The sequence below is a fragment of the Streptomyces sp. NPDC054840 genome (assembly GCF_053611065.1).
In genome coordinates this window covers 1-11,365 of sequence record NZ_JBSGZP010000188.1, presented here as the reverse complement: position 1 = coordinate 11,365, position 11,365 = coordinate 1, and the positions used below count along the sequence as shown (strand labels likewise).

Here is an 11,365-nt window from a genome sequence, read left to right as displayed (position 1 = left end):
GGGCGCGGGGCACGCTGGTTGCGTGTCGGCCGCGCGGCGCTGGCGTGCGTGGGCTCGGTGCTCCGCGGGGGTGGTTCCGTAGGCGTCACGGAAGGTACGGCTGAAGGTTGCGGGGTTGGTGAAGCCCCAGCGGGCTGAGATCGCTTGGACGGTTCGGTGGTCCATTTCCGGGCGGGTGAGGTCGGTGTGGCAGCGTTCCAGGCGTCGGCGTCGGATGACTCCCGCGATGCTGGCGGGCTCGCCGTCGAAGAGCGTGTAGAGCGTGCGTAGAGAGACGTTGTGCCGTTCGGCGATCGTGCGAGGTGAGAGGTCGGGATCGCCGAGGTTGTAATCGATGAAACGCAGGATCCGCTGCAGCATCAGCTGGGATCGCGCCTCGACCGGCGCCTCGTCCAGGGAATGTAGATGTTGGGCAAGGCACGCGGTGACCAGGTCGATCGTGGCGGATCCCATGGACTGTAGTGCCTCCGTTCCACAGTGCGTTCCTTGGGCATGGAGGGTGCGCAGGAACCCCGCGAGAATCGCGATCGCTCCCTTTTGGGCAGGCAGTCGCTGCACCAGGAGTGGCTCAAGCCTGCGGGGGGACAGCGGCAGGGCGGACCGCGGTATCTGCAGCGTCAGGGCGTGAATCGGGTCTCCGGCGGAGAGGCACTCGGTCAGCATGGGGCTGGAAGTGTTGGACAGTACGAAGTCACCCGCCACCAGTTCTTCCCGGCCATCCTGGAAGACCAGGAGGCTGCCCTGTGTTACCAGTGAGAGTTGGTAGCCCTCGGGATCGCCTTGTCGGATGTGTCTCGCGGACCGCCACGCCCGCATGGGGGAGAACTCGAACGCCGACAACGCCACGGGGCCCAGTGGCATGTCCTGGATGTCTGCGTGGAAGTCGTCTCTTCGGTCACTGCTCAGCGACAGGGGCATGACCTCGTTGGAGACGGTGTCGAGGAACCATTCGAACCTGTCTGTTGGCGGCACGACCGAAGCCGACGACCTCGACCCACCCACGGAACCCCCGCATACGCGTCATGCCAAACCAGACCAACTAGCCGGATCATCTCATGATCCAATCTGGCTTCGAGACTCAAAAGGATCCCTCGCGGGTCGCTGATGCAGCTGCTACGCGATCCAGGCCACCGGAGCCGGTGCGCTCGCGCTTGCCAGGGGCGGGTCGAGCCCGGCGCATCGGACCCCGGGCTCGAACTCGGTATTCCTGACCGAAGGCGCGCGAGGGCGGGTGGGCTGAGAGGGCTGGCGATCGCGCTGCCGCCGAAGGTTCTGGTGACATCGCAGTAACGGCGGGACCAGGTGTGGGCGGCACGCCGGACGAGGTGCAGAAGTTAATCGTCGGCAGTGGTGCTCACGGTGCTGACCGGGTCTGCCGCTGGGCAGAAGACACCGAAGGCGGGCCAACAGCGGATCCATGCGTCGTGGTCAAACGGTCTGCACAAAATGCGAAGGCCCTCCGCACAACATGCACACTGCGACCGCAGCCACGCGATGTCTAATCAAGCGTCGAAGCAGCGTGACGGCATCGTCGGGAAGAGCAGGCAGGCCCGCCTGCTCTGCGTGTTTGTGCGCCTGGTTTCGTCTGCTGCGTAGGGGATGACCAAGGCGTTGGGTGGAGTGGGGTGGGTAGGCGTGCGAGGTGTGTTGCGTGTTTCGGGCTGCACCGTTTCTGGAGTTGATGGTTTGTCATGCAGCAGATGGTTCACAAAGCACCGCTGCTGCTGCCGTTCCTGCTGGACGGCGTCGACGAACCGACGGCTGAGAGGTTCCTCCTCTGGCTACCGGCAGCCGCATACGCCAGCTGCACCGCCCCGGGGATCCCGGAGTGCGTTGCTCCCGACCGCTGGGGTCCCAGCACTACGCACTGGCGCGTCCACGGCAGCCGCCATCCTCCCCTGGGCCCACCGGCCACGCGGCCTCGTCACTCTCTGAAGTACGACAGATTCGAACACGAAAGTCTCATCTTGTCTGCATCTGCGTCTGCCTCCGTGCATCTCATTCCGCTCCGCCACGTCTCGGTGGCCGAGGCCGCCGCATGTCATCAGGTCGTCGCGGCCTCGATGGCCCATGACCTGCCCGGCGTACCGGCCCCTGACCCCGAGCAGATCCTCGCCCAGCTCATCCAGCCCGCTCTGGGCAGCCGCCGGCTGATCTGGCTTGCCACGGGGGCGGACGGGGGCCCTGTGGGATTCGCCGGCCTGCGGGTGTTCACTTCTCCGGAACAGGAGCACCTGTCCGAACTGGAACTACACGTCGATCCCGCGCACCGGCGCCAGGGAATTGGCTCGCGCCTGCTGTTGGAGGTCATGGCGGCCTGCAACGCCGAGAACCGGCGCACCCTCATCGCGGCAGCCGCGGCCGACAGCCCGGGCGAAGCCTTCAGCGAACAGCGGGGCTTTAGCCGGGCGCTTACTCTCGATCACCTCCTGCTGCGTCTCGACGAGCTGCCCGATGCGGACCTGACACGGGCCACCGATACGATGCCGCCCGGCTACCGGCTGGCCGGCTGGACCGGCACGGTCCCCGACGAGTTCGCCGACGCCTTCGCAGCGGCCAAGACCGCCATGAACGACATGCCCGTCGGTGACATGGATTACGGCAGCGTGGCCTGGGACGCCAGCCGCGTTCGCGCCATGGCCAAGGTGATCGCCGACCGCGGCGATACACTGCTGACCCTTGCTGCGGTCCACGGTGACGGCAGCATGGCCGGCTACACCGAGGTCCTGCTTCCACAGGGCTCCGGGCCTCGTGCCCAGCAGTACGACACGGCGGTCGTACCCGCGCATCGCGGTCACGGCCTGGGGTTGTGGGTCAAAGCCGCCATGGTGCGGCGTCTGCGCGCCGAACATCCCGACGTCGTTGAGATCGAGACGGACAACGCCGAGGACAACGTCCACATGCTGGCAGTCAACCACCGTCTGGGATTCCGCTCCTACCGGCGCACCCTTGAGTTCCAGCTCGACCTGCGCTCGGCCTGATCCCCGTGGCCGCACTCACTTCCGGAGCGATAGCGACGCGAAGACCTCAGGCGAGCCAGCCGGGGCCTCCCCTCTGGCGGTGCGATGCCAGCCCGCTCGCCTCCGGAGCAGTACGCCGTCTCCCGCGCGCTCACCAGCCCCAGCCCAGCGGACTCCACAGGGGATGCGCCGGTCACGCTCGTCCGCATGCGGCGAGGAACGGGACGGCCCTGGGCGCCGGCCTGTTCGACAGCCCCTTGTGTAAACAACTTCGCTCTGACACCCCGGAGAGTCTCAGGCTCAGGCCTCACCCTCTTCGCCATCGCGTACCGCCCGCGGCGGACGACGGAAACCTCCGCCACGCACCACCCACCACCGCAAGCACTCTCCGAGGAGCCGCCATGCACGTGTCCGCGTCCACCATTTCCCTGACCGTCGCCGACGTCGACGCCTCCCGCGACTTCTTCCGCACCCACCTCGGCTACGAGGTGGCGATGGCCGACGACGGCTTCTGCTCGCTGACCCGCGAGGACGCCGGCGTCGACATCGTCCTGCTCCGCAAGGGGACTGCGGTCCTGCCCGCCGAGCAGCGGGACCGGGAGGCGGGCGGGCTGATCGTCGCGCTCACGGTCCGCGGCCTCGCTGCAGAGGAGGCCCGGTTGCGTGCCGCCGGCGCCCCCATCACCATGCCGCTGCGGGAAGAACCCTGGGGCGAGCGTCTGTTCCAGCTGACCGACCCCAACGGTGTCGTCGTCCAGTTCGTCGAATGGGCCGTCCCGAACAGCGGTACGGACGGGAGCGAAGACACCATCGTACGCGTGGTCACCCCCTCGGCCGACGACATCACCATCTCCCCGAACGCCACCATGACGCGCCTCGCCGCCCCCAGCCGCGGCAGCGGCGAGCTCAGTACCTGGACGGTCGCGATGGAGACCGGTGCGACCGGCCCCGAGCATGCCGTCAGCCGTGAGCAGGTCTGGACGGTCACAGCGGGCGTCTTGGAGGTGACTTGTTCCGGCCGCACCGAGAAGGTCCTGGCTGGCCAGAGCCTGATCCTGGCCCCGGACTTTGTCCGCCGGATCCACGCTCCGGAGCGGGCCGAGGCCTATGTTGCGATGCGCTCGGACGGAGTTGCCTCGGTGCCCGGTACCGAGGGCACTCGCGAACTGCCCTGGGCCCGTTGATCAACACCGCCCGACACGAACCCGCCCCAAGGGGCCCGAGGCAAGACCCGGAGGACCCGGATCTGCCGCACCATCGCCGGCCGAGGCCGGCACAAGGAATGAGAGACACGACATGCGTGTGCTGTTGATGGCGTACGGATCGCGCGGCGACATCGCGCCGCTGGCGGGGCTGGCGGCACAGTTGCGGAAGCTCGGCACGGAGGTACGCGTGTGCGCACCGCCGGACGAGGAGTTCGCAGAACTTCTGGCCGGAGTCGGTGCGGAGCTGGTGCCCTTCGGGCGGGACGTGCGCGCGTTGCGGACGGGAGCGCCGCCGTCGGACGCGGCCGCGTTCGCGGCCGAGTTGGTCGCCGCGCACTTCGAGACGGTCGGCAAGGCGGCCGAGGGCTGTGACGTGCTGGTGGCGAGCGGTCTGATGCCGGCCGGTGCCCGCTCGGTGGCCGAGAAGCTGGGCATCCGCTATGTATACGCGGCCTTCCACCCGTTCGAGATCCCTTCCTCGCATTACCGACCGTCGTCGCGGCCCGGCCCGCCGGTTCCGCCCGACATGACCGACAACGAGGCCCTGTGGGACCTGGACGCGCAGAAGGTCAACGCCCTTTACCTCCAGCCCCTCAATGCCCACCGCGCAGCGATCGGTCTCGCACTGGTGGACAACGTCCGCGACCACGTCTTCACCGAACGGCCGTGGCTGGCGGTGGACCCGGTCTTGGGCCCGTGGCAGGACCTGACGAACCTTGACCTCGTGCAGACCGGCGCGTGGATCCTGCCCGACGAGCGCCCTCTGCCCGCCGACCTGGAGGCATTCCTGGACGCTGGCACCCCGCCCGTGTACGTCGGCTTCGGCAGCATGCCCCTGAGCGGGGCCGCCGACGTCGCCCGGGCGGCCGTCGAGGCCGCCCGCGCGCAGAGCCGCCGCGTGCTCGTCTCCCACGGCTGGGCAGACCTGGGCCTGGCGGACGACTCGGACGACTGCTTCGCCGTCGGCGACGTTAACCACCAGTTCCTGTTCCGCCGGGTCGCGGCCGTCGTCCACCACGGCGGCGCGGGCACCACGGCCACCGCCGCCCGAGCCGGCGCACCTCAGGTGGTGGTGCCCCAGTTCGTGGATCAGCCGCAGTGGGCCGCCCGCGTGGCGGAGCTCGGCATCGGCGCGGCACACGACGGCCCGACGCCGACCTTCGAGTCCCTGTCGGCCGCGCTCACGACGGCCCTGGCCCCCGAGACGGAAGCACGGGCGAAGGCCGTCGCCGGCACGATCCGCACCGACGGGGCGGCGGTGGCCGCGAAGCTGCTCCTCGACACGGGCCCCGCCGCGCCGATGAGCCGTGAACAGATCTCCATGATCGCCCATGCCGACCACCCGATAAAATCTCCACTGGACGACCACTCGGTCAGCCGACTGCTCGAACGCGGCCTCCCGCGGGGCGACGAGCGAGTGCTCGACCTGGGATGCGGCACAGCTGAATGGCTTCTGCGTGCTCTGGCGACGTACCCGCACCTGCGTGCCGAGGGCGTCGACGTCTCCGAAGTCGCCCTGACGCAGGCCCGCCGGGCAGCGAGCGAACTCGGAGTCGGCGAGCGCCTGGTCCTCCACCGGCAGGAGGCCGCGGACTTCGTCACTGCCCAGCCGTTCGACCTGGTGATCAGCGTCGGCGCCACCCATGCCTTTGGCGGTCTTCTCCCCACCCTCGCGGCGGCCCGCAAGCACCTGGCCCCCGGCGGCCGCGTCCTGATCGGTGAGTCCTTCTGGGGTTGCGACCCCTCACCCGCGGCCATCGAGGCGTTCGGTGACCTCGCCGACCTGGCGACCACGGTGGACCACGTCGTTGCCGACGGATGGACCCCCGTCCACGGCCATGTCAGCACCCGCAGCGAGCTGGACACCTACGAGTGGGCCTGCTGGGGCTCACTGGCCTCCTGGGCACTCGACCACCCCGCCGATCCGGCCAGCGCACAGGCACTGGAAACGGCCACCGTCGCACGTTCGCAGTGGCTGCACGGATACCGGGACAGTTTCGGATTCCTCTGCATGGTCCTGTGTCAGACATCCGACACGACTGGAAAGTGAGCACACAGATGCAACCGACCTTCGTACTGGTCCACGGCGCCTTCGCGAACTCCTTCTCCTTCGCACCCCTTCAGGCGGAACTCGGCCTCCTGGGGCACCGTTCGGTCGCCGTCGACCTGCCCGGCCACGGCTTCCAGGCGACCTTCACCGCCGCCTACCAGACCCCGCAGGACCCCGAAGGCCTCGCCTCCGCGCCGGGCTCGATCAAGGGCGTCACGCTCGCCGACAACGCCGCGCACCTGATCGGGATCCTGGAACGGGCCAAGCGCAACGGCCCCGTGATCCTCGTCGCCCACAGCCGCGGCGGCATCACGGCCACGGCCGCGGCCAACGCGCGCCCCGACCTGATCGACCGCATCGTCTACGTCTCGGCCTGGTGCCCGGTCCGTCTCGACGTCGGCGACTACTACGCCGAGCCGGAGATGACCGGGGTGGACCCCGCCGCCTTCGCCTCGGCGCTGGCCGGTAACCCTGCAGACCTCGGGCTGCTCCGGGTCAACTTCCGCACCGCGCACCCGGACGCGCTCGTGGCGTTCAAGGCGGCCCTCTTCGCCGACGGCACCGACGAGCAGTTCCTCGCCTTCCTGAACACCTTCCAGCCCGACGAGAACCTGGACGTCGGCGGCTCCGCCGACCGGGCGCAGGCCGAGACTTGGGGCCGCATCCCAAAGACCTACATCCGCCTGGCCGACGACGCGAGCCTGCCCCTCGCCCTCCAGGACCGGCTGATCCGCGAGGGCGACGAGCTGACGCCGGACAACCCGTACGACGCCCGCACGCTGGAGGGCAGCCACCTGAAGTGGCTGGCCGACCCGGCGCCGGCGGCCCGCGCCCTGGGCGAACTCGTCACGCTTCCGGCCCCGTCCGCTCAGGCCTGATCGGAATGGTGTGAGCGGTTCGGTGGTGGGACGAGGAACGAGAGTGCTCATGGGGTCGGTGGTGTCTGGCCTTCAGCAGGGCAGGCATCCATCCCGGTGATGCGGTGGGTAGATGTCCCACGGGCCGCCACCGCGGCCGCCGCGGCCCTTGCCCTGTCCCTTCCCGTCGCTCCCGCTCACGCCGCCCCCGCGAGAGTTTGGTGCCGCAGGTCCTGCCGATCGGGGGCGCGGCCGGGCTGATAGCCACCACCGCCGATTCCGGCGACAAGGAAGCCAAGAACCCAGGCCAGACCCCCTCCGCCGAGCCGCCGGCCGCGCCGGAGGCCGAGCCGCCGACCGGGAAGAACAACGAGACGGGCAGCGGCCGGCCGAGTACTTCGCCCAAGGGCGCGCCCTCGGCTTCGGTGTCCCGCAGCGCGGGTGCTGCTTCCAGTCCGGCCCGGCCGTCCGGCACGGCGCCGGCGTCTGCGACTGGGGCGGCGGGCGCGGCGAACTGCAAGTTCAACTGGGACCGCACCCAGACCATGGCTAAGGGCATGGTCGGATCCAAGGTCAAGCAGATCCAGTGCCTGCTCAACTACAACTACGGCCAGTCCCTCACCGTCGACGAGAAGTTCGGCGCCGATACGGAAGCCGCGGTCAAGACGGTCCAGGCCTGCAGCGGCATCAAGGCCGACGGACAAGTCGGCCCGGACACCTGGGCCTACCTCGACCACCCGAAACCGACCTGCGGCCACTGACGGACGCGAGGCACGGGCCGCCACCGATCGGGGGCGTGGCCGATGGCGGGCAAGTCGATGTTCACGAGTTTGGGTTCTGGCACAACTTCTGTGGTGCGGCGCGGTCGCCCGGCAGAGCGCGGTTGGTGGGAGAGGGAATCGCCAGGTCGGCGGCTTGGGCCAGGTCGGGCGACCGGCCCACGTGACGCGACACCACAGAACTTGAGCCAGAACCTGAGTTTTGAGAGCACCTGGAGACTTGCTTCGGGACCATGGTTGTGCTCTTCACGATGAGGGGGCCCGGGTGCTGCCGAAGTCCAAGGTCGATTCCGCAGTTGATGGTTCGCTGCCAACCCGTTGCGCCGACTGGTGACTCTGAGCCTCACAGATTGGCGCCGGCGGCGCACCGCCTGCGGCTGCTGCGCGTGGCGGAGACCGCGGCGATGGTCCAGGCCGTCACCCACACGGCTCCGACAAGCAATGCCGCGAGCGCGGTGGGCATGTGGGGAGGGGTGGCCCCAGGCTCGGTGCCAGGCCCGCCGCGCGGGCGCTGAAGCCGAGAACGCCCGCTCCCACCATCGCGATGCCCGCCCAGGAGACGACGAGCGCCGGCCAGCGGACTAGGGGAGTCCGCGGCAGGCGGACGAGGAGCAGTGCAACGACGGCCATCAGCAGGCCGAGAGCCGCGTTAGCCAGTTGGGCGGTCTCGACGTTGGCAACGGCGGCGTAGGCCTCAGTCGGCGCGGGGAAGCCCGGCATGCCCAGCTCGCCCTCCCTCGCCAGGTCCACCTTGCTGACGGTGTAGGCGAGGGCGCCGAGGCAGGCGGTGAGGGCTGCGGCCAGGTGCTTCCTGTGGGATCGGGACATGGGTTCATCCTGCGGTGAGCAGCGGCTGGGCCACCTCCTCCGCTCGTACCGACTCCCTCCCCCGCCTGGGGGAGGGAGTCTTGCTCTGACCCACCTGGCCGACTGCCCCCAACGCTCCCGCCAGGTCGGCGGCTTGGGCCAGGTCGGGCGACCGGCCCACGTGACGCGACACCACAGAACTTGAGCCAGAACCCGAGTTTGGGAGGCACCCGTCGTTGACCCGATGGGTGGACGCCCGGGTCGGGCTGGCGGCGGACGACTACCTGGCGGTGGCGGCGTGGTTGCGGGATCGGACGGGTGGGTAGCGGGGGAAAGGGGGTGCGAAGTGGCGCAGAAGGTAGGCGGGTAAGTCGCGGTCGGGGGGTCGGTGGCCGCGGTCGTCGGCGCGGGCGGGCTGCTGTGGAACGGGGCGGACGGGACGCCGTGGACGGCCTGGCCGCTCGTCCTCCTCGGGGCGGGCCTGGTGACGGCGCTGGTCGGGCGCAGGCTCCGGCCGGGTCTGGACCGGTGGGCCGACGCGCTGGCCGCTGGCGGGCTGACGGTGTTGGTGCTGGCCGGGGTCGTGACCACGGGCGGCACGGTGGAGCAGGTCCAGCTCCGGGGGCGGACGACGGAACCGGTAACGATCGAGCTCAGCGGTTGCCGGGTGACCGGCCAGCACTGGGACGAGGGCGCGGGGCCGGAGGACGAGGTCGAGTGCCGGTACGTCTGGTCGGTCGGCGGACGCACCTTCGATGAGGTGCGCCCGGCGGACAAGCTGCACCCGGACGGGCACCGGATCCGGCTGTGGGCGTCGCCGGAGGGTGGGGAGCTGGACGAGCACTCGTGGCAGACGGTCGCGGCGGTGGGGCTGTCCGCGGCGGTGGTGGACGGGCTGGGGCTCCTGGCCGGTGCGGGGGCGTGGCGCCGGGTGTCGAGGCGGCGGGCCGAGCGAACGGGCGTGGCGGCCGAGCCGGTGCTCACCGCAGGCCGGGCGGGCACTGGCCGCGATCGCTGAGGCACGGGGCCTGTTCGGGGCCGCGAGGCATGGCAGTCAGGGTGAAAAAGGAGACAGGCATCCCGGCGACTGTCGAACAGACCGCGGCTGGCAGAATCCGATCACCGCCCTTCGACGATGGAGAAAAAGCGTCGTGGCTTCATACGAGGAGTGGTGACGCTCCTCGTCCTGTCTTCCGCAGTGGCGGGTTGCACCAGTCCGAAGGCGGGCGAGAAGGAGAGCGAGGCGCTTACCGCATCGGATCTCTTGGACACTGTGTTGAAGGGGGAGCACTCCGGGTTCACCGTCTCGCCCCAGGGAGAGCCCTTGTTGGAGGCCGTGGACGTGGTCACGGCGGCCGATCCTGCCTGTCAGCCGCTGGCCGACTTGAGGAGTGACAAGCCCAAGCACGAACCTACCGGGACCGCCTGGGTGACACTTAAGGCTCGTAGCGGAGCCGAGGCTGGGAGCATCGTGCTCACCAGCTGAAAGGCCCATGCCGCGTAGACGGCCCGGGCGTGTCCGCGCCGAGCAGTGGCCGCGGCACAGGCTTACCTATCAACCCCCTATTGCTGGCCTGTCCCCGCCTGCTCTTGCCGAAGTTGCCAGGGTCGAGAGGAGCCGGAACTACCTGTGGCCTGGCGTCACGGCCGAGTCCGTGAGGATTTGGCGAGAGTTCGTGCGGGATCCGTACCGCAACCTCTGGAGTGAGTACGAGGACGGCGGCTGCGGGGTGTGGGAATGCTGCGGCAGCCCCTTCGAAGCACGGGAGTTCCTGGATGCCGTGATACACGGCATGTCCCGGCGCCCGGCTTGCGAGCTTCGACTCCTCGTAGACCAACTCGACAACTCGTACTGAGCGAGTTCAGGCACGACGTTACTGATGATCTTCGCGTGGGTGTCGTCTGGCGGTCGGCAATGACGCCAGGTCAGAAGCCCAGCCGCCATGCGACACCACAGGCGGAGTCTCAGTAAACGGCAAGCTCAGTGGGGTGCCTTACAGTCGGCTACGGCTCGTCATCCGTGGGTACTTGGGGGGAGGCCGCGAGCAGCGGGGTAAGGAGCAGGGGCAGGGATCAGCGACGCCCATGCCGCCACCGTGCCGCACAAGCCCCGCAGGGCGCCTCTGACGGACCTGCTGCGCCCTTGGAATGATGACGGCCGCCGGTGGAGCCGATGCCGGCGCAGGCCGCGGAGGCTGTGCCGGGCCCGACGGCGGTGCGGGCGGGGGTGGCGTCATACGTGGCGGGAGAGGAAACCAGATGAGTACGGCCGAGGCAGACCCGGCTACGCCCACCGAGCGCGACGAACCACCGTCAACGGGGACCAGAGGTGTGCGGTGCATCCTGACCTACATAGGCCTGCACATGGCCGCGTGGGTGGCGGTCGCGTTCACCGCGCCGGTCGGAGATTCCTTCCTGCAGCTCATGGGAATCGCCCTGGGCATGATGGCATTCACCGGCATCCCCTCGCTGGCACTCGCCATCGGCGCAGGCGCGGCGCACACACGGATGGACCCGGTCCGTTTCCGGTGGCTCATGGCCTTCCCGTTGGTGCTCTTCGCTCTGCCCGCAGCGGGCGCGAGCTCGGTGGCTGAGCCGTTCGTGTTCCAGGTGTTCGCGCACGGAGCATTCGCCTGTCTGATGCCTGCGCCGCTCGCTCCCGGTAACTGGAAGGGCGCGCCGCTCGACTGATCACGCCACAATGACC

Annotated in this window: 10 protein-coding genes and 1 pseudogene; 9 read left to right on the top strand and 2 right to left on the bottom strand. The window is 69.5% G+C overall.

The window, feature by feature from the left end:
* Positions 1 to 972, bottom strand: a 972-nt coding sequence (locus tag ACWGIU_RS15975; RefSeq protein ID WP_453706204.1) for an AraC-like ligand-binding domain-containing protein, incomplete at its 3' end; no start/stop codon positions are given.
* Between the two features lie 719 nt (positions 973 to 1,691).
* Between ACWGIU_RS15975 and ACWGIU_RS15970 the strand changes: the two genes are divergently transcribed.
* The 6 genes and pseudogenes from ACWGIU_RS15970 (at position 1,692) to ACWGIU_RS15945 (ending at position 7,833) form a co-directional block, all read left to right on the top strand.
* Positions 1,692 to 2,981 carry a GNAT family N-acetyltransferase gene (locus ACWGIU_RS15970; protein WP_453706202.1) on the top strand — a complete coding sequence of 430 codons (1,290 nt, stop codon included), beginning with the start codon at positions 1,692 to 1,694 and terminating at the stop codon, positions 2,979 to 2,981.
* Between the two features lie 380 nt (positions 2,982 to 3,361).
* Positions 3,362 to 4,144 carry a VOC family protein gene (locus ACWGIU_RS15965; protein WP_453706200.1) on the top strand — a complete coding sequence of 261 codons (783 nt, stop codon included), beginning with the start codon at positions 3,362 to 3,364 and terminating at the stop codon, positions 4,142 to 4,144.
* A gap of 112 nt (positions 4,145 to 4,256) precedes the next feature.
* Positions 4,257 to 5,447 (top strand): annotated as a pseudogene (locus tag ACWGIU_RS15960) (glycosyltransferase); the annotation flags it as partial.
* Between the two features lie 18 nt (positions 5,448 to 5,465).
* Positions 5,466 to 6,215 (top strand): SAM-dependent methyltransferase, encoded by a 750-nt coding sequence (locus tag ACWGIU_RS15955; RefSeq protein WP_453706208.1) that lies wholly within the window; start codon positions 5,466 to 5,468, stop codon positions 6,213 to 6,215.
* 8 nt (positions 6,216 to 6,223) lie between these two features.
* Positions 6,224 to 7,093 (top strand): alpha/beta fold hydrolase, encoded by an 870-nt coding sequence (locus ACWGIU_RS15950; protein WP_453706206.1) that lies wholly within the window; start codon positions 6,224 to 6,226, stop codon positions 7,091 to 7,093.
* Between the two features lie 200 nt (positions 7,094 to 7,293).
* Entirely contained in the window at positions 7,294 to 7,833 is a 540-nt protein-coding gene (locus ACWGIU_RS15945; protein ID WP_453706198.1) for a peptidoglycan-binding domain-containing protein, read from the top strand.
* Positions 7,834 to 8,268: 435 nt separating this feature from the next.
* On the opposite strand, the gene ACWGIU_RS15940 is transcribed toward ACWGIU_RS15945, so the two are convergent.
* Positions 8,269 to 8,679, bottom strand: a complete 411-nt coding sequence (locus ACWGIU_RS15940) for a hypothetical protein (RefSeq protein ID WP_453706196.1) — start codon at positions 8,677 to 8,679, stop codon at positions 8,269 to 8,271.
* Positions 8,680 to 9,046: 367 nt separating this feature from the next.
* Between ACWGIU_RS15940 and ACWGIU_RS15935 the strand changes: the two genes are divergently transcribed.
* From ACWGIU_RS15935 to ACWGIU_RS15925, 3 genes are all read left to right on the top strand, one after another.
* The gene (locus tag ACWGIU_RS15935; RefSeq protein ID WP_453706195.1) at positions 9,047 to 9,676 is read left to right on the top strand and encodes a hypothetical protein; all 630 of its coding nucleotides are present in this window, start codon (positions 9,047 to 9,049) and stop codon (positions 9,674 to 9,676) included.
* Between the two features lie 117 nt (positions 9,677 to 9,793).
* Entirely contained in the window at positions 9,794 to 10,144 is a 351-nt protein-coding gene (locus ACWGIU_RS15930) for a hypothetical protein (protein WP_453706193.1), read from the top strand.
* 773 nt (positions 10,145 to 10,917) lie between these two features.
* Entirely contained in the window at positions 10,918 to 11,349 is a 432-nt protein-coding gene (locus ACWGIU_RS15925; RefSeq protein WP_453706191.1) for a hypothetical protein, read from the top strand.
* Positions 11,350 to 11,365: the final 16 nt, after the last annotated feature.

Bases quoted from the DNA above. Each gene is read 5' to 3' on its own strand.
- ACWGIU_RS15970 (WP_453706202.1), top strand. From the start codon at position 1,692: ATGCAGCAGATGGTTCACAAAGCACCGCTGCTGCTGCCGTTCCTGCTG.
- ACWGIU_RS15965 (WP_453706200.1), top strand. From the start codon at position 3,362: ATGCACGTGTCCGCGTCCACCATTTCCCTGACCGTCGCCGACGTCGAC.
- ACWGIU_RS15955 (WP_453706208.1), top strand. From the start codon at position 5,466: ATGAGCCGTGAACAGATCTCCATGATCGCCCATGCCGACCACCCGATA.
- ACWGIU_RS15950 (WP_453706206.1), top strand. From the start codon at position 6,224: ATGCAACCGACCTTCGTACTGGTCCACGGCGCCTTCGCGAACTCCTTC.
- ACWGIU_RS15940 (WP_453706196.1), bottom strand. From the start codon at position 8,679: ATGTCCCGATCCCACAGGAAGCACCTGGCCGCAGCCCTCACCGCCTGC.
- ACWGIU_RS15930 (WP_453706193.1), top strand. From the start codon at position 9,794: ATGGAGAAAAAGCGTCGTGGCTTCATACGAGGAGTGGTGACGCTCCTC.
- ACWGIU_RS15925 (WP_453706191.1), top strand. From the start codon at position 10,918: ATGAGTACGGCCGAGGCAGACCCGGCTACGCCCACCGAGCGCGACGAA.